This is a genomic window from Rhizobium sp. USDA 3886, assembly GCF_056279785.1.
This window is the reverse complement of the sequence record NZ_JBWCDC010000003.1, coordinates 1,025,005-1,041,686: the sequence shown is the minus strand read 5'-3', so window position 1 is coordinate 1,041,686 and position 16,682 is coordinate 1,025,005. Positions and strand designations below refer to the sequence as shown.

At 58.1% G+C, this 16,682-nt stretch carries 15 protein-coding genes and 3 pseudogenes; 10 read left to right on the top strand and 8 right to left on the bottom strand.

The features are described from left to right. Nucleotides 1–19: 19 nt before the first annotated feature. Nucleotides 20–3,265, bottom strand: coding sequence for a maltotransferase domain-containing protein (locus ACZ9BX_RS27815; protein WP_476221395.1), 3,246 nt, complete (start codon nucleotides 3,263–3,265; stop codon nucleotides 20–22). 424 nt (nucleotides 3,266–3,689) lie between these two features. On the opposite strand from ACZ9BX_RS27815, the gene ACZ9BX_RS27810 reads away from it, so the two are divergent. The 5 genes from ACZ9BX_RS27810 to ACZ9BX_RS27790 all read left to right on the top strand — a co-directional run bounded on the left by ACZ9BX_RS27810 (nucleotide 3,690) and on the right by ACZ9BX_RS27790 (nucleotide 7,484). Continuing rightward, complete coding sequence (locus ACZ9BX_RS27810) at nucleotides 3,690–3,986, top strand: co-chaperone GroES (protein WP_476221394.1); 297 nt, start codon at nucleotides 3,690–3,692, stop codon at nucleotides 3,984–3,986. Nucleotides 3,987–4,049: 63 nt separating this feature from the next. Next, nucleotides 4,050–5,675 (top strand): chaperonin GroEL, encoded by a 1,626-nt coding sequence (gene groL / locus ACZ9BX_RS27805; protein WP_476221393.1) that lies wholly within the window; start codon nucleotides 4,050–4,052, stop codon nucleotides 5,673–5,675. A 239-nt stretch (nucleotides 5,676–5,914) separates the two neighbouring features. Then, on the top strand, nucleotides 5,915–6,856 hold the full coding sequence (locus ACZ9BX_RS27800) for a beta-1,6-N-acetylglucosaminyltransferase (RefSeq protein WP_476221392.1): 942 nt from the start codon (nucleotides 5,915–5,917) through the stop codon (nucleotides 6,854–6,856). 109 nt (nucleotides 6,857–6,965) lie between these two features. After that, nucleotides 6,966–7,229 (top strand): DUF1488 family protein, encoded by a 264-nt coding sequence (locus tag ACZ9BX_RS27795; RefSeq protein WP_476221391.1) that lies wholly within the window; start codon nucleotides 6,966–6,968, stop codon nucleotides 7,227–7,229. A 51-nt stretch (nucleotides 7,230–7,280) separates the two neighbouring features. Further along, a complete protein-coding gene (locus ACZ9BX_RS27790; RefSeq protein ID WP_132564776.1) occupies nucleotides 7,281–7,484 on the top strand; it encodes a hypothetical protein in 204 nt (67 codons plus the stop codon). An 86-nt stretch (nucleotides 7,485–7,570) separates the two neighbouring features. On the opposite strand, the gene ACZ9BX_RS27785 is transcribed toward ACZ9BX_RS27790, so the two are convergent. Next, nucleotides 7,571–7,996 (bottom strand): VOC family protein, encoded by a 426-nt coding sequence (locus ACZ9BX_RS27785; RefSeq protein WP_476221390.1) that lies wholly within the window; start codon nucleotides 7,994–7,996, stop codon nucleotides 7,571–7,573. A 451-nt stretch (nucleotides 7,997–8,447) separates the two neighbouring features. On the opposite strand from ACZ9BX_RS27785, the gene ACZ9BX_RS27780 reads away from it, so the two are divergent. The 5 genes and pseudogenes from ACZ9BX_RS27780 to ACZ9BX_RS27760 all read left to right on the top strand — a co-directional run. Beyond that, nucleotides 8,448–9,917, top strand: a complete 1,470-nt coding sequence (locus ACZ9BX_RS27780) for a DHA2 family efflux MFS transporter permease subunit (protein ID WP_476221389.1) — start codon at nucleotides 8,448–8,450, stop codon at nucleotides 9,915–9,917. A gap of 35 nt (nucleotides 9,918–9,952) precedes the next feature. Beyond that, nucleotides 9,953–10,129 (top strand): hypothetical protein, encoded by a 177-nt coding sequence (locus ACZ9BX_RS27775; protein ID WP_476221388.1) that lies wholly within the window; start codon nucleotides 9,953–9,955, stop codon nucleotides 10,127–10,129. Between the two features lie 182 nt (nucleotides 10,130–10,311). Continuing rightward, on the top strand, nucleotides 10,312–10,779 hold the full coding sequence (locus tag ACZ9BX_RS27770; RefSeq protein ID WP_476221387.1) for a transposase: 468 nt from the start codon (nucleotides 10,312–10,314) through the stop codon (nucleotides 10,777–10,779). 298 nt (nucleotides 10,780–11,077) lie between these two features. After that, nucleotides 11,078–11,749, top strand: coding sequence for a hypothetical protein (locus ACZ9BX_RS27765; protein ID WP_476221386.1), 672 nt, complete (start codon nucleotides 11,078–11,080; stop codon nucleotides 11,747–11,749). Between the two features lie 852 nt (nucleotides 11,750–12,601). Then, nucleotides 12,602–12,981: pseudogene (locus ACZ9BX_RS27760) on the top strand (recombinase family protein); the annotation flags it as partial. A gap of 32 nt (nucleotides 12,982–13,013) precedes the next feature. Here the strand turns inward: ACZ9BX_RS27760 and ACZ9BX_RS27755 are convergent. From ACZ9BX_RS27755 to pcaQ, 6 genes and pseudogenes are all read right to left on the bottom strand, one after another. Beyond that, entirely contained in the window at nucleotides 13,014–13,199 is a 186-nt protein-coding gene (locus ACZ9BX_RS27755) for a DUF3008 family protein (RefSeq protein WP_476223063.1), read from the bottom strand. A gap of 231 nt (nucleotides 13,200–13,430) precedes the next feature. Beyond that, nucleotides 13,431–13,577, bottom strand: a pseudogene (locus ACZ9BX_RS27750) (DUF2934 domain-containing protein); the annotation flags it as partial. Between the two features lie 233 nt (nucleotides 13,578–13,810). After that, nucleotides 13,811–14,119: pseudogene (locus ACZ9BX_RS27745) on the bottom strand (RES family NAD+ phosphorylase); the annotation flags it as partial. 90 nt (nucleotides 14,120–14,209) lie between these two features. Next, nucleotides 14,210–14,476 (bottom strand): DUF2277 domain-containing protein, encoded by a 267-nt coding sequence (locus tag ACZ9BX_RS27740; protein ID WP_476223062.1) that lies wholly within the window; start codon nucleotides 14,474–14,476, stop codon nucleotides 14,210–14,212. 642 nt (nucleotides 14,477–15,118) lie between these two features. Continuing rightward, on the bottom strand, nucleotides 15,119–15,595 hold the full coding sequence (locus ACZ9BX_RS27735; RefSeq protein WP_476221384.1) for an aminoglycoside phosphotransferase/kinase family protein: 477 nt from the start codon (nucleotides 15,593–15,595) through the stop codon (nucleotides 15,119–15,121). 112 nt (nucleotides 15,596–15,707) lie between these two features. Continuing rightward, entirely contained in the window at nucleotides 15,708–16,631 is a 924-nt protein-coding gene (gene pcaQ, locus ACZ9BX_RS27730) for a pca operon transcription factor PcaQ (protein ID WP_476221383.1), read from the bottom strand. Nucleotides 16,632–16,682: the final 51 nt, after the last annotated feature.

Sequence of the window (16,682 nt, the reverse complement as noted above, 5' to 3'; positions counted from 1 at the left end):
CCATTTTTGTTTTCCTCCCTTATCTCACGCGCCAGATCGAAAACGGCAGCCCGGCGTGCGGATCGAGCCGAAGGCGCTGAACCTTGCCGGCCCAGGTAAACTTGTGACCATTGATCAGGTCTTCGAGATCGAGTGCGGCATGGTCGGCGAGGTTCCATGACCAGAGCGGAATTTCCACATCTGCCTCGTGGGCATTGTACGGATCGAGATTGACGGCGATCAGCAGAGCGTTCTCGCGCCCGGGGCTTGCCTTCTCGTAGAACATGATGTTGTCGTTCCAGGCTGTGAGAAGCTGCAGGCCGAGATGGGAATGTAGAGCCGGATTTTCCCTGCGGATGCGGTTAAGCATCGCAATTTCGGATTTGATGTTGCCAGGCCGATCGTAGTCCCACGCCCGGATCTCGTACTTTTCAGAGTCGGCATATTCCTTGCGCTTGGCGTCCGGCCGACCCTCGCAAAGCTCAAAGCCGTTATAAACGCCCCAAAGTCCCGACAGCGTCGCTGCGAGCACAGCACGGATAAGATAGGCCGGACGCGGCGCATTCTGCAGGAAGTCAGGGTTTATGTCGTGCGTGTTGACAAAAAAGTGCGGACGGAAGAATTCCTTAGGTTCTTCCGTCGTGATCTCACGCATGTACTGTTCGAGTTCCCACTTGGAGTTGCGCCAGGTGAAATAGGTGTAGGACTGCGAAAAGCCGATCTTGGCGAGCCGGTACATCACCTTGGGTTTCGTGAAGGCTTCCGACAGGAATACGACCTCCGGGTGCTGTGATCGGATATCGGCAATCAGCCACTCCCAGAAGGGAAAGGGCTTGGTATGCGGGTTATCGACGCGAAACAGCTTTACGCCGTTATCGACCCACTTTTGAACAATGTCTCTAAGCGCGATCCACAACGACGGGATTGCTTCACCCGCATAAAAGTCGACGTTGACGATGTCCTCGTACTTCTTGGGGGGATTTTCCGCGTAACGTATCGTTCCATCCGGTCGCCAGTCGAACCAGCCCGGATGCTGCTTTAGCCACGGGTGATCGGGTGACGCTTGAATTGCAAGATCAAGCGCGATCTCCAAGCCCTCGTCCTTGGCAGCTTCGATCAACCGCCGGAAGTCTTCGAAGGTGCCTAGTTCGGGATGAATCGCATCATGGCCACCCGCCTGCGAGCCAATCGCATAAGGACTGCCGGGATCGGTTGGTTCTGGGCGCAGGCTGTTGTTCTTACCCTTGCGATTTGTCGTGCCTATCGGGTGAATCGGCGGAAAGTAGAGCACATCGAAACCCATCGCGCGGATGGCCGGCAACCGTTGGATAACATCATCGAATGTGCCGTGACGGTTCGGGTCGCCGCTCTGGGAGCGCGGGAATACCTGGTACCAGCTTGCGAAGGCGGCGGCCGAACGCTCGGCATCGAGCGGGATGACCTGAGAGCGGAGGCGGTAGGGCCGCCTGTCTGCTGCTGCCATCAGCTCGGCGGTGTCTGCGGCGAGCAGGATTTCGGTGCGCCGAGCATCCTGCGTTTCCGTCAGCGTGTCGAACAGGGTTTTCAGTCGGGTCTTGATCTGGCCGTCGGCGTGGTCGAGCGCGTCGAGCACGAAGTTGATGCCCTCCTGGATCTCGAGCCTAAGGTCGAGACGTGCCTCGTGCTTCTTGACCAATTCATAGCGGTAGATCTGGAAGGGGTTACGCCACGCTTCCACGACGAATTCATGCCGTCCTAGGCGCTTTGCCACGAATTCGGCACGCCAGCGGTCATTTTCGACGAGCTCCATGCGGGCTTCGTTCCACCCGCTCTGATCGGCCGGCCGCCACAGAAGTGCCGCCGAAAGGGGGTCGTGGCCGTCTCCAAAAATATCGGCTTCAACCTTGATCACTTCGCCGACAACGCGTTTGACGACGAAACGACCCTCGTCGACTGCCGGCGTGACCTTTTCGATTGCCAGTCTTGCAGATGCCGCTGCCTCGCTGGCAGCAGGTACTGCAACCGCGTCAATGATTGGAACGGATGACTGTCCTTCGAAGACGCGAAGCTCACCCGGTTTCAGCTTCAGTTGGGCGGCAAGAATCTCATCATCGTCCTGCGGGTTGATCAGCGGTAGGAACGAGGATGCGGCCTCACGCAAAAGATTGAACGGTGCGCTGACGCTGCGTCGCAGGTCGCGGTTGAGGACGACCACGCGCACTTTTTGTGAGCTATGCATATCTTCTTGGTCCGTCTGCATCAGAGCAACGGCCGGGGTTTGGCTGGTGGAGATGAGCTTGAGAGGCCGACGCGCGAAGCCGGCGGCCGTCTTGTTGGTCCAGGCATTGACGGCGCGGATATCGCCGGAAAGGTCGAACGCGCCCTGTTCGCGAAGGCCGCGCAGGCCGGTTCCATCCCCATGCATGGGATCGAGTGGAATCGCGGCACCGTATTCGAACCCCATCGGGATCATCAGGCCGCTGGCAAATGTGGAAGAGAGCCGCAGCGCCCGGACAGCCTTGCGCTGCAAAACCTCCCGGCTGTCGGTGCCGTGGGCCATGCGCTTGCCGAACGGTGCTTCAGGAAACGTGATCTGATAGCCGATCTGCCTCTGGATCTGGTATTCGTCCATGATCCATCGCTCCTCGAGGTCCCACCATGCCAACGAGGAGAAGCTGCCATCAAAACCGATGCCCTCTAGGGCCTTGCGATCCTTTAAGTCGGTGCCAGGCGTCCAAGCCAGAAAGGTTGTTTGCGGCGCCGACTTACGGCTCGACATGATAATGTTGAACCAGGCTTTTGGAGCCAGGCTTGCGATACCAAGGCAGCGAAAGCCTGCAATTCCGAGGTCTGTAAGCAGCCTCATCCGACTGAACCAGTCGTCGATATGGCCTGGTTCACGTGTGAAATCGACGCGCCGGCTGCCGGCTTCGTGCGGGGGTACGCGCGGATCGGCGATGATCGATCCTAAAGCCTTATCAACGGCGACCCGATCAACGACCAGGTCGAGCATAATCTTGAGGTTGTTGTCTGTTGCTGCTTGGACCAAATCTCTGACGGCGTCCGTGACGGAGTCACCCAACCCTAATTCCGGATCGAGGCGATCGAAGCTTTTTGCGACAAAGACACTGGTGTTATGGCCATGTTCGAAAGGCGGAGCCGTCAGGACCGTGTCAAAGCCAAGGTCACTCGCATGCGCAAAGATCTCTCTCCACGCCTCCAACCCCTTCAGCATCAGGGGATGCACGTAGTAAATCTGCGGCGGCAGTTGCGAGGTTCGCGACGCGAATTGGGGGCGGGTGTTCATCGTGGGTCCCTCACGCTTTACGCATTAACTGCAAGGCTACCGTGCTTGTTCCTTTGTGCTGTCGCAATTGGCCATCATTTCGGTACGCGGTGCAGAGTTGACCGAGCTCTGACCGGAATGCAATTCCGCGAATGAGACGTCCGTTCCGGGCAACTATCTTGAAAAGTCCCGATTGGCGCAGTCAGCAGTTCCCGATCACTGTAATTTCGGGTTTTCATCTTAAGGGCGCGATGTGCCAAAGCATCGATAGCGATGGTCTTGCCAGTGCTGGGCTGCCCTTCGGCTGGAAATACGTGGCACGTTTGAGGCAAACTTGCCGAATGCGACCAAAACATGAATCAATCCTAGCACTCTCAACGTAAGACTGCTAAGATTGTCTATCGAGATCGGCCATTCGGCTGCATTCTCGTTGAGGAACCCAGAAATGATTAGTACCATTTTTCGGCCGTTGCACGACCGTGTCGTCGTGCGCCGTATTGAGGCTGACGCCAAGACCAAGGGCGGCATCATCATTCCAGATACTGCCAAGGAAAAGCCGCAGGAGGGAGAAGTTGTCGCTGTTGGGCCTGGTGCGCGCGATGATGCCGGCCAGATCCAGCCGCTCGACGTCAAGGCCGGCGACCGGATCCTGTTCGGCAAATGGTCCGGCACCGAGATCAAGTTCAACGGCGAAGACCTGTTGATCATGAAGGAAGCCGACGTCATGGGCGTTGTCGCCTAACCGTTTCTTCCTTTTTATTTCCCTTCATGAAGACCATTGGGCGATCAGCCCGGGAGTTTTGCCATGTCTGTCAAACAAATCAAATTTGGTCGTGATGCGCGCGAAAAGCTGCTGCGCGGCGTCGATATCCTCGCCGATGCCGTGAAGGTGACGCTCGGTCCGAGGGGCCGCAACGTCGTGATCGACAAGTCCTTCGGCGCGCCGCGCATCACCAAGGACGGCGTTTCGGTGGCCAAGGAAATCGAGCTCGAAGACAAGTTCGAAAACATGGGCGCCCAGATGCTGCGCGAGGTCGCGTCGAAGACCAGCGACATCGCCGGCGACGGCACCACGACGGCAACCGTTCTTGCCCAGGCGATCGTCCGCGAAGGCGCAAAGGCCGTTGCCGCCGGCATGAACCCGATGGACCTGAAGCGCGGTATCGACCTCGCCGTCACCGCCGTTGTCAAGGATCTGCTTGCCAAGGCCCAAAAGATCAATACGTCGGCAGAGATTGCCCAGGTCGGTACCATCTCGGCCAACGGCGAGAAGGAAATCGGTCAGTATATCGCTGATGCGATGCAGAAGGTTGGCAACGAAGGCGTCATCACCGTCGAGGAAGCCAAGACCGCTGAAACCGAACTCGAAGTCGTCGAAGGCATGCAATTCGACCGCGGCTACCTTTCACCTTACTTCGTCACCAATGCCGAAAAGATGGTGGCGGAGTTGGAAGATGTTTATGTGCTATTGCATGAGAAGAAGCTCTCCAACCTGCAGGCCATGCTTCCGATCCTGGAAGCTGTCGTCCAGACCGGCAAGCCTCTGTTGATCATCTCCGAAGACGTCGAAGGCGAAGCGCTTGCAACACTCGTCGTCAACAAGCTGCGCGGCGGCCTGAAGATCGCCGCCGTCAAGGCTCCAGGCTTCGGCGATCGCCGCAAGGCTATGCTCGAAGACCTCGCCATCCTGACGGGCGGCACGGTCATTTCCGAAGACCTCGGCATCAAACTCGAAAATGTCACGCTCGACATGCTTGGCAGTTCCAAGAAGATCTCCATTACCAAGGAAAATACCACGGTCATCGATGGTGCCGGCACCAAGTCCGACATCGAAGGCCGCGTTGCACAGATCAAGGCCCAGATCGAGGAAACCAGCTCGGATTATGACAAGGAAAAGCTGCAGGAGCGTCTTGCTAAGCTTTCCGGTGGCGTTGCGGTGATCCGTGTCGGCGGCTCGACGGAGATCGAAGTCAAGGAAAAGAAGGACCGCATAGACGACGCGTTGAATGCAACCCGCGCCGCAGTCGAAGAAGGAATCGTTCCCGGCGGCGGCACGGCTCTGCTTAGGGCCTCCATTGCCCTTAAGATCATGGGCGAGAACGACGATCAGAATGCCGGCATCAGCATAGTCCGCAAGGCCTTGCAGTCGCTGGTTCGCCAAATCGCCGAAAATGCCGGTGACGAAGGCTCACTGGTCGTTGGCCGTATACTGGAAAGCAATACCGACAATTTCGGCTATAACGCCCAGACCGGCGAGTATGGCGACATGATCGCCATGGGCATCGTCGATCCGGTCAAGGTCGTCCGCACGGCCCTGCAGAACGCGGCTTCGGTTGCCGGCCTGCTGGTGACGACGGAAGCAATGGTTGCCGACCTTCCCAGGAAGGATGCCGCCGGAGGCAGCATGCCTGATATGGGCGGCATGATGTAACGAGGCCCCTTGCGAAACCTCCAAAACAACTCTGCGACCAAGGGCCCCGATCGATAGAGGCCCTTGGTCTCACCAGTAAAAAGCGCGACTTTACTCTGTGTCTGGAGGTGCCTGGCTCCGCCAGTTCCGTGCTTGCCTCAATATTCCCCGAACAAAGAAGAAATCGGCCGATCAGCCTCGCTGTTCGCAGCTCGACACGCTTCTGATAGGATCAACGCGATGACTACCCATCCCGCCCAATGCCTCCGATCATCCGTATCCTGCGGAGCCAACATATGATCGGCTATCTGATCCTGGTTCATCGTTATCCCGATCAATTCAAGCGTCTGTTCAGGGCGATCCACAATAGCGAGAATCACTACGTCGTGCATGTCGACAAGAACTCGGGCGCCGATCTCGAAGCCGAAATCCGGAGGTTTCTATTGCCCTATGCAAACGCTGACATGATCAAAAGCGAGAAGGCTCTTTGGGGCGGCTACAGTCTGGTCGATGCCGAACTGCGCGGCATGGAGCGCCTGCTGCAAATGGGCGAATGGAGCCATTTCATCAATCTAAGTGGCCAGGACTTTCCGCTGAAACCCCAAAAGCAGATCACCGCATTCCTGAATGCCAACCTCAATTGCGAATTCATCAAGGTTCGGGACCAGGATCGGGAGCGCCCCGACACAATGCACCGCGTCAGCGAATACGTGGTCGAGTTGGAGGAGACCATTCAGCGCACTGCACATTCAAGGCCCTTCCTTACCGACGCCGTACCCTATATCGGCAATCAGTGGATGATCGTGACAAGGGCTTTCTGCGACTTCGTCTGCCACGACCCGAGTGTGGCTCGTTACAAGGCGTTCTATGAAAACACCCTGATTGCAGACGAAGGATTCTTCCAAACGGTGATGATGAATTCTGCGATGCAAGGCGAAATCGTCAGCGATGACCTGCGGACGATCGACTGGATTCCCGATGGCACCATAAAGCTGCGTCCCAGAACCTATCAGCGCCAAGACGCCCCTGAACTGATATCAAGCCCCAATCTCTTTGCCCGGAAATTCGATCAGACGGTTGATAGCGAGATTCTCGGGGTCTTGGAACGACATCTCGCCGCCCAGGCTGTTGCAAATGTTGACCGGGTGCAGCTCGTGCCGGCGAATGCAACAAACGTCGCAATTCCGGCATTATCCCGATAGGGATATCGGCTGCCAGGAGGCTTAGAGCCGGTCTTTCCCGATCTGGCCAAGGGGTTGACGCCGGACGTCACCCGCCATCCCGGCTTACTCACGCCCGAAAGAGGCAGACATGACACTTCAATTCCCAAACAGCAGCCGCAGTTTCGACGAAGGGAAGCGGACAGTCCGCTTTCAAGGCTATGATGGCGTGTTTGAAGTGCGCTTCCTCATAGAGGCTGCCGCGCTCATGAAGCAAGCCGATCAGAGCTTCGTGGAAGCGGATTATCTCAATGCCTTCGACAGATTGCGTTCGGCTATCCAGGACGCGGCGATCAAAGTCTACGAGCGCAATCGCCGATCGGCCTACACGCTGACTGCAGCCGATCTGAGGTGACGCCGCTCTTCGCACACGTACCTTTTTTTGAGGACCTTAGGAGAATTCCCGATGATAAAATTCGAAGCCACACAGCCACGTTTGGACGGACCGCGAGCCGCCGTTTACGAATTCGCCAAAAAATACCGATTGAGTGACACGGAAGCTGAGCGGCTTTTTCTCAAGCTCGGTGCTTCAGCGACGCAGGAAGAAATGCTCGCGGAGGCCAAGCTTCCCGCTCCGGAATTCAAAAAATCGACCGACAAGAGCAAGTGATCACCGGCTTGACCTCAGCCTTCACACCAAGCTCCTTGGTACTCGCATTGGAGAGATCGACGTCGAAGCCCGGAAATCACGCCGATTCAATCCTCCGGTGGCAGATTGGCCGGATTCCACACCACTTCCCATAGGTGGCCGTCGGGATCGGTAAAGTATCCAGCGTATCCACCGTAAAAGGTCTCCTCGGCGACCTTTACGAGGTCTGCTCCCGCATGCCGGGCCTGTTCCATGACCTCGTCCACCTCACGTCGATGCAAGACGTTGTGGCCAATCGAAAATGAGGTGCTGCTTGCGGGTACTTTCGCCAGACCGCTGTCGTGGGCCAGGTCGTCCTGAGCCCAGATCGCAAGTTTGACGCCGCTCGATAGGTCAAAGAACGCGACGGCGCCATGCTCGAACTCATGGCCCACGATCCCTTGAGTAGGTAGTTTAAGGCCGTCACGGTAAAAGGCGAGCGACCGCTCAAGATTGGCGACACCCAGCGTCAAGACAGAAATACGCGGCTTCATGGACATTCCTCCATTTCAGTCAGCTCTGGCACATCCGAGATCGAACGGCCCTCGATTCCGTACAGCGCTGTCCAAGGAGCACCGACTGAGAGTTGGGCTTGGGCCTATCACTCGGAGGTGTTTTTTATTGGGCCTTAAGGCATCCCTAATCGCGGACGACATTCTGATCTGCCGCGAAATCTGCGTTGCAAACGGCGTTTAAGTCACAGCGAGAAGCGATCGGCTTTCAACCAGGGGAATGAGGCGAGCCCGCTCCAATGGCTCATGTGATTTCGGAACCGATCGTTGAAACCAGTATTGTCGTCAGCACGCGATTCACCATATCAGCGATCGGACCTGCGCTGAGAAAATTTAAACCTCATTGTCGGATCTTCGCTTGACGATACGTCATGATGGTGCTCGCTTCTGCATTCGATAGCGATACAGTCCCGCATCCATTCAAGGCACCGCTATGACCCTCGATTCCCAAGCAATATCCGGCGTTGAAGATGTCCCCGTCACCGAAGACCAGAGCGCCCGTAACAAGCTCGTCATCGGTCTTCTGCTGGTTTCGGCCTTCGTCGTCATCCTCAACGAAACCATCATGGGTGTCGCACTGCCGCACTTGATGGCGGATCTCAAGATTTCCGCGAGCCTGGCGCAATGGCTGACGGCGGCGTTCATGCTGACCATGGCCGTCGTCATTCCGGTGACCGGCTATCTATTGCAGCGCCTGAATACGCGGCCCGTATTCATTCTGGCGATGTCGCTGTTCAGCGCCGGCACGCTGATTTCCGCACTCTCGCCGGGCTTTAGCATGCTGGTGATCGGACGGATCGTACAGGCATCCGGCACGGCGATCATGATGCCGCTGTTGATGACCACGATCATGCATCTGGTGCCGCCGCACTCGCGCGGAAAGACGATAGGCAATATCTCCATCGTCATCTCCGTGGCGCCCGCCATCGGCCCGACGATTTCCGGCCTTATCCTGGCAGCGCTTCATTGGCGCTGGATGTTCCTGCTCGTCCTGCCGATCGCGCTCATAGCTCTGGCGCTCGGTGCATGGAAAATCAAGAACGTCACCGAGCCGACGAAGGCGCCCATCGATATCCTCTCTGTCCCCATCTCCGCAATCGGTTTCGGCAGCTTCGTCTATGGCCTGAGCGGACTGGGCGAGGCCGCGCTTGAGACGCCAGCCGTCTCGCCTTGGATTCCGCTCGGCGTAGGTGCGGCGGTCATTGCGATCTTCGTCCTGCGGCAGTTGCGGCTTCAGCGCCAGGACAGGGCATTGCTGGACATGCGCACCTTGACGATCAAGGCCTTCACCATTCCGGTCGTGATGATGGCGATCTTGATGATGTCGATGTTCGGCGTGTTCATCCTGCTGCCGATCTATCTTCAGAACGTGCTGGGGCTGACGACACTTCAGACCGGGCTGCTGTTGCTCCCGGGTGGGTTGATCATGGGACTTTGCGCCCCGACGGTCGGCAGCCTGTTCGACCGGTATGGCCCGATGCCGCTCACCATTCCGGGCGCCATTCTGTTCAGCGTTTCGATGTGGGGTCTGACCTTCGTTCAGCAGGACACGCCCTTCTGGATGCTGCTGATCGCCCATATCGTCCTCAGCATTGGCCTTGCGCTCATGTTCACCCCTCTCTTCACTGCGAGCCTCGGAGCACTGCCGCCCAATCTCTATTCGCATGGAAGTGCAATGATCGGCACCAGCCAGCAGGTCGCCGGCGCGGCCGGCACCGCGCTCTTCGTTGCGATCATGACGATGGAAGGTTCGAGCCTCACACTCGCCGGCGCCGATGCCGTGGCGGCCACCACGGGCGGGATCCGCGCGTCGTTCTTCTGTGGGGCGGCCATTTCCATTGCAGCTATTGCGACGGCTTTCTTCATCAAGAAGCCGATAGGCGGCCACGGCGTATCGCATTGAAAAGAGGCAATCCGCCTACTCGAAGGACGACACCCATGAAATCCACCACTGGAAAGCGGCCATGGTTCGGGCTCGCCGGTGGTTGTCTCAGTGATGCAGGCACCCACGCTGATTGCCGAGATCGGATACCCGTCGTGAAGCTGCGGCATTCGTCATACAAGGGGCTGCGCGAGGTGCAGGACAACAACGCGGCGATTTACGAGATCGAGTGAGACAAGCGGGACGAAAAGCATAATCCTTCAGCGATCTTAAGAGCGCGTCAGGTCGACTCCCGCATGCCATTCCGGGCCGACCCAATTGGTTTCGACTGCCCGCAAAAGCAGGAGGCTTGCGGCGGTGTTGACTCTGGAGCTCACTCGGCGGAAAACAGGCAATGGCTAGAGAGGAAATACTGATGGCTGACGAGAACAACATAGGACCGAATGCAGTTGCGGCGACGGACGCCGAGGCAAAAACACCTGCTGTCAAGAAGCAGAGGTCGCCACGGCCGCAAAAGACGGCTGCCGAACCGGCGCGCGCTACATCAAAGGCAGCGGCTGTAAAGTCGCCCGTGGCTAAGCCCAGGACGTATAGCGAGCAGGAAAAAACCGGTAAGCTCAAGCTGATCGGGACGGAAATCACCGAAGGCAAAAGCACCCTCAAGGACGCGATCAAGAAGGCCGGCATATCGGAGCAGACCTACTATAACTGGAAACGGACCGCGACGCCGGTTGTTCAAAGGAACAAGAAGCCGGTTCCGGCCAGCGATGAACTGGGCGATCTGGTCCAGCTCGAAGAGGAGAACCAGAAGCTTCGCAAGCGCCTGGCGGAAAAGTTGCGTGCGGAAAATACGCAACTGCGCAAGAGGCTCGGGCTGGATTGATCCAGGAACGAGGCCGTGCAGGCGGTCATTTTATCGATTGACCGCCCGGTCTTGCGTGACTTCAAAGGTCGGGCTCGCCTCCAATCCCGCCGTCGAGGCGAGCAATCGCGAAGGCGACATTCCCTGCGGTAGCGCCTCAAAGGCTCGTTTACACCGGGCTGTCAGCGCGAAGTATTCGTCACTGTCTCGCGCGCTGACAGTTGAAGCGCGCGGTAAGGCGATATATGGATCCGCTGGCAGGAACGCGTGGCGCTCATCGGCGCTGGCTCTGCCACGCATTGCTCAAGGTTGAAATCATATGAAAATGCCACAACGGAATTTCGTTGTTGAATTCAAGTCGGGTCGACGATCGACGAAGGTGCGGACAAGCTCAATTTGGGGTGACACTGACCTCAAGGCTTTCGTTCGCGAAGCGGAAGATACGGCGCCGCATCCGTTCAATTCAAATGCAGCACCTGGTACGCCGGACGAAGGCGATACAATGCCGCCTGACCCGATGAATTCGGGTTCTGCGAGCGGACACGTGGGCGAGGCCAGCACTGCAGAAGCAGCGGTACCATCGGACAACGGCCCAAAGGTTGCTGAGGTTGAGGTGCCGAAGCAGCATGAGACAGATGTTCTAACCGCAAAAGTTGTCGCGCCCGTGCAAGAGAGCGAGCCTGCGCCGCAGCCCCGGAAATCATCAAAAGGCACCCATCGAAAGCGCGCCAAGCGCAGCGCAGTTCCGATCGCGCGCATTGCAATGGGGAGGAACGAGCCCCGAAGCGCGGAATCCGTGACTGCCCGAGATTGGGTTTCCTTCGACGAACTAGCCGCCCTTGATGCAGAAAATAAGCGGCTCAATAGCCTGCTGGCCGAACAACTCCATGCACAGAACGTGCAGCTCAAGAAGATGCTCGAGCGGTTTGATGTCGCGCGAGCAGACCGCTTCAAAGGAGCCATGTCGGCAAACATCAACGCAGCGCGTTGATGTTCTTTCAAGCGGCGAGATCTGCCCCGTGCCGCAAGCTGCGACACGTCGCAGATTTCGTGTAACGAACTGCCCGCCGCATCGCGCAGTGGCGGACCTTTCGTGGGACTACAGACCTGGAACGCGGTGGGACACAGACGACCCAAACCACAACTACCGGATGGTCGATCCCATCCTGACTCTTGGAGTGGTGTCCTGCCCGATCGCTGGAGTGCCGATTGTGATCGCACCATTAGGCGCAACCCTCCTCTCACGGGCCTGGCCGTCACAGCCACCGTGCAATATCGACGATGTCATCCGCGCGAGGTCGACCGGGACTGAGAAATCTGACGTGAAGGCGGCCGGTACGGGGACGTCGCCGGTCTTCAGCGGAAATGCATCGAAACCATCATTCACGGCTTCCGCGGCCGGCGTCGTTTTGGCAAATGCGGGTGACTTATTTCCTCCTTCTGCCGATCACCTTCTTGCATTCCTATAGCCTCGGTTCCTCCCATCAGTGAGGACTCTGCGGCGTCTTCGGGTTCAGTAGCAACGGAAAGTCCAGACCGTCCTTTCCACTCGCGCCGGGACTGTTCGCGTTCCTTCAGCAGCGCGAGATACCGCTCGCGAATCTGCGGCATCGTTAATTCGCCTTTGACCCAGCATTCGATCAACGTATGAAAGGCGGGATCAGGGTCGATTTCGATGCCCAGCCTGCGCGCGCGTCCAAGTGCCTTTGTGACAGCCGCCCGGCGGCTTCCGATTGTCATGCAGAACCTCGATTCGTGTCGCGCCGACCATGCCACGATCCTTCAAAGTGGGCTATATGTCGATACGGGAATATGACGAAGTTCGGGCTGACCGCTATGGGTCCCCGAGCTTCAGAAACGCCGACCAGAGGCGGTGCGTGCGGTGTCGGCGGCGCTTGAGCGCACCTGTCTCGACGAGCTTATTACCTCGGTGCAGTGTCATGCGGATCCTCAATCTCAGAAGGTCATGACTGGACAGTCGAACGGTTGCGCCGGGCGGTCCACCGGATGGTGCGCGAAAAGCTCGCGGAGCCGGAACTACTTGTTCGATCGCCGCATCGGCCGCCGGGATCGCGATCGCCGATCCTGATCTATCGCTGCGCGACATTGCTGCCCAATTGGACCGGATGCATGGCCAGCCGCCGCGTGGTGGCCGGAAATGGCAACCGTCTTCTGTCAGGGCGGCTGGACGAAGCGTGTCGCTTCCGGCTCGTTCGCTCATGAGAGCCTGTCACGAGGCGGCCGGATCCGGCCGCCTACTTAGCAACGCGTTCGGGTTTGCCTCTTGTTTTGGTCGATGCAAACTCTTCGGGCTGCTTTTCGCTCATGGATTTTTCCGTGCTCTTGGCGGCGCCCTTTACCTTACTCTTGGACGTCTCACCACGCTTTGCTGATAAGGCAGCACCTGCGGCCTTCTGCTGAGCTTTGGATTTTGCTGGCATTTCGGGCACCGTTGCTTTCGAGGCACTAGATTGATGCTCGGGCTCAAGAGTGCGTTTGTCTTTCGATGGCTTTCGGTCAGTGGCGGCGACACCGCTCGCCGGCTTTCTCGCCTCGGCGACCGTCTTGGCTCGCTTGTCAGCTTTGGATCCTGATTGCTTCGCGGGAGATTGGAGCCTGCTTCCAATCTCTTCGAAAGCCTTCAGCCAGTGTTTGAGGTCCTCGCCATGCGGACGGCCCTCCTGCTCCCATATTTCATAGGCTCGTTTTCGGATTTGTTCCTCTCGCGTTGCCTTCACGGTTTGCTCCTCCGAGTTGCAAGGGAACTGAGATAGTGCTGTTGCCTCGAAAGCAAAGAGCTCGTTCGGATGGTTCGCCATCATGGTGGAACATTCTTGGTTTCACAGCCTCAGGGCTGCGCGTACGAGACGAGCCTTGGGCTGTCCGTAGCGATCCTGCACCAGACCCAATTTGGGCATGGAGAATCTCATCGATGAAGAGCCGGTGCGCACCGAGCGGGCCGACAAGAACTCCCTCCCTGTCCGCGTCAAACCGGCAGCCAACCACCGCTCAGAGCAGCCAGTCCGGGAGCGCCTCCGGCCTAAGCAGAAGACTAGGCACCAAACAATCGGCGGTCCCAATAGACCGGCTGATGCAAGCTTGCCCCGATTTGTGGGAATTCCGGATGAGCCGGATTAATCAGGACATTGTGGTCGAGACGCGCCACCACGCTGGGCACCAGCAGGATCGCACTTCGCCTTTCCAAGCACCATTGTTCACCGAACTTCCTACTCACGGTCGCCGGCATCGCATGCCAACCAGGAAGTGCTGGAGGCGAGAAGACTTCATACGTTAATCCGCGTGGAATGGTGATCTCGACATAGTGCTGGCTGGGTGGCAAACGGCCTCCATCCTCCAGGAGGGAGGCATCGATGTCCCGAGCATTGGTCATGACGTCCCACGCCCGCAAGGGCCGGATTCAGCCTGCGGCGGGCCAGACCACCGGCACAGTTCACGCGAACCGGGCCGCTGTTCTCGCGCGCGCTTTTGCGGCTTCTTCTTCGCGGTCGCGCGGCGGTTGCGAAGTCTCGAGTGAAACGAGCAGTTCGCGGGCACATGCCGCGATCGAACCGACCGCGCGGTCGAACGCCGCCTCATTGCGTTTCGCCGGTTTGCTCGTTCCGCTCAGCTTTCGCACAAACTGCAGCGCGGCGTCATGGATTTCGTGGTCGGTCGCAGGCGGATCGAAATTGAACAAAGTTCTTATGTTTCGGCACATGACTTGCTCCCAGTCGTCTTCGTCATCTTCGTCATCGTCGTCTCCTTCCCACCTTGACAGCGGGCGGCGGCTTAGCAGGCCCCAGGGGCTATTGCGAAGTGCTCGTGCGCGTCCTGTCGGGCCGACTGCGTCCTGTGCGCTCTCTGCATGCTTTGCAGCCATCTCCCCTCAACCAGATAGCCTTGATGCCTGCTGCCGTTTGGCGGAAGACACGCTAGATGACCAAAATAACGAAACAGAACTTATAAGTCATCCTCGCGTCCATCGGTCCAGACATAGAGCACAATGCGCCACAGCGTTAGCGGCACCGTTGACGCCGACTTCCAAAGCGCTGCCGGCGCCGGAATCAATCCATTCCTCCATCACGACCACGCAGCTCGTATAAGACCAGTCGCCCGATGGTGATTTGCTCGCCAATGCTGTTGGTGAACTTTCCGGACGTCAATTGCCATCGACGCTTATGCCTGTTCGAAAACGGCTCCGATGGGCCCTTCTGCCCATTTGAGGACGCCGTGTTCAGAACAACTTCGGCATGAGCCTCTCTTGTTCCCATGAGAGGAGGTATTCCAGTTGCCGGTGAAGCCGTTTCTCAGAGGCTGCTTCCCTGCCCCATTCGACAGTTCTGCTTGCATAATTCACCCATCAGCCAGAAATGCCGTACCGGCACAAAAGATGTGCCGCCTCGTATTCGATCGGGTTTAAACACCGGACGGACCGATACCCTTCAAGGAAAGCATGCCATAGCGAATAGCCAATAACCGTCCCGATGAATGGAGGCTGACCAGAGAAAGACGGCAAGATCGTAAGCGAGATAACCTGGACCTCCATCATCGAAATCAAAGAATACCGCCTCTCCTTGAGCCGGCCTTCCGTTGCAATCCGGACATTGCCCCCATGGCAGTCGCCGTGGCATCGGACCCGCGTCAGCCCTTCGGTAGCGGTGACGGCCGATGAAAGGCGGATCGCTAGATCCGACAATGATTTCAGAGAATCTGCGGGCAATGTCCCCAAGGCCGACACCGAGGCCAGCGGACGGTGCAGCAAATGGTTCAGGTCGAGATCGTATCGTCCGGAATTCCATCGCGGATACACGTTTGAAGCCGCGTGGACGCGGGCCATCGTCACACCTTGCGCCTTGGCATCGGCCGTCGAACGGTAACCCGGCTCTTCACCTTCGGCATAACGGAACAGAGCCGCGGATCGCCTTCCTTGCGACGGCGTCCTCGTCCCTTCATTTTGCGGAAATCTCCCGTGCGGCCTCGCGGACCGTCTGCATCAGAATAGATAGCGCCAGCGACGGAAGTGCGTCGGTACGCATCGTCAGTCCCACGGGCCCTTTCGTTTCGCTCGTGTCGATCGGCAACGCCGCCAGGATGCCGTCCTCGATATCGGCGGCCACGACACCGGTCGAGATGATCCAGATTGCATCGCTCGACCGCAGGAAGGCACGGCCGAAAGAATCGGAGACCGTCTCGATCTGGTTCGGCAGGTTCGGCACGCCGTTGGCGATCAGGAAACTCTCGACGAAAGGGCGGATGATCGAGGCCCGCGTCGGCATCAGCACCGTGTAATCACCGAGCGCCCCGAAAGGCGACTGTTTGGCTTTCAGCAGCGGATGGCCTGCTCTCACGGCAAAGACCACCTGCTCGGAATAGAGATGCTCAAAGGAAAAGCCCGCCATCTTTTCCGCCCCGGCGAGGCGCCCGACGACGAGATCGAGATCGCCGACGCGAAGCTGTTCCAGAAGGACCGCATTCTCGCCCGTCACGATCTTGATGCGGCTCCAGGTATTCTCTTTAAGGAATAGTTCCATCGCCCGCGGCATGACGCGCGTCGAGACCGTCGGAAGCGCGCCGATGCGGATCGGCGGAGCGTCGCCCACCCGCTCCTGGGTGACGGAATCGAGCCCATGACGGAGCGCCGCCAGCGCCGCGCCTGCGTGCTTCAGGAATACCTCGCCGTATCGGGTGATCTTTATGCCGCGTCCGTCGCGCTCGAAAACGCCGACGCCAAGCACCTCTTCCAGTTCACGGATCGTCTTTGTCACCGCCGGCTGGCTGACACGCAGGAGTCCCGCTGCCTTCATGACGCTTTTCTGACGCGCAACCTCGACAAAGGTCTGCAGATGGCGAAACTTGATGCGGCTGTCGATCATCTGTCACATAACCCATAAGTTATCGGAAAGCCACGAAATATCATTTTACCT

Bases quoted from the DNA above. Each gene is read 5' to 3' on its own strand.
- ACZ9BX_RS27735 (WP_476221384.1), bottom strand. From the start codon at position 15,595: ATGGCCCGCGTCCACGCGGCTTCAAACGTGTATCCGCGATGGAATTCC.
- ACZ9BX_RS27775 (WP_476221388.1), top strand. From the start codon at position 9,953: ATGAAATCCACCACTGGAAAGCGGCCATGGTTCGGGCTCGCCGGTGGT.
- ACZ9BX_RS27765 (WP_476221386.1), top strand. From the start codon at position 11,078: ATGAAAATGCCACAACGGAATTTCGTTGTTGAATTCAAGTCGGGTCGA.
- ACZ9BX_RS27795 (WP_476221391.1), top strand. From the start codon at position 6,966: ATGACACTTCAATTCCCAAACAGCAGCCGCAGTTTCGACGAAGGGAAG.
- ACZ9BX_RS27740 (WP_476223062.1), bottom strand. From the start codon at position 14,476: ATGTGCCGAAACATAAGAACTTTGTTCAATTTCGATCCGCCTGCGACC.
- ACZ9BX_RS27785 (WP_476221390.1), bottom strand. From the start codon at position 7,996: ATGAAGCCGCGTATTTCTGTCTTGACGCTGGGTGTCGCCAATCTTGAG.
- ACZ9BX_RS27770 (WP_476221387.1), top strand. From the start codon at position 10,312: ATGGCTGACGAGAACAACATAGGACCGAATGCAGTTGCGGCGACGGAC.
- ACZ9BX_RS27800 (WP_476221392.1), top strand. From the start codon at position 5,915: ATGCCTCCGATCATCCGTATCCTGCGGAGCCAACATATGATCGGCTAT.
- ACZ9BX_RS27755 (WP_476223063.1), bottom strand. From the start codon at position 13,199: ATGCCAGCAAAATCCAAAGCTCAGCAGAAGGCCGCAGGTGCTGCCTTA.
- ACZ9BX_RS27790 (WP_132564776.1), top strand. From the start codon at position 7,281: ATGATAAAATTCGAAGCCACACAGCCACGTTTGGACGGACCGCGAGCC.
- groL (WP_476221393.1), top strand. From the start codon at position 4,050: ATGTCTGTCAAACAAATCAAATTTGGTCGTGATGCGCGCGAAAAGCTG.
- pcaQ (WP_476221383.1), bottom strand. From the start codon at position 16,631: ATGATCGACAGCCGCATCAAGTTTCGCCATCTGCAGACCTTTGTCGAG.
- ACZ9BX_RS27780 (WP_476221389.1), top strand. From the start codon at position 8,448: ATGACCCTCGATTCCCAAGCAATATCCGGCGTTGAAGATGTCCCCGTC.
- ACZ9BX_RS27815 (WP_476221395.1), bottom strand. From the start codon at position 3,265: ATGAACACCCGCCCCCAATTCGCGTCGCGAACCTCGCAACTGCCGCCG.
- ACZ9BX_RS27810 (WP_476221394.1), top strand. From the start codon at position 3,690: ATGATTAGTACCATTTTTCGGCCGTTGCACGACCGTGTCGTCGTGCGC.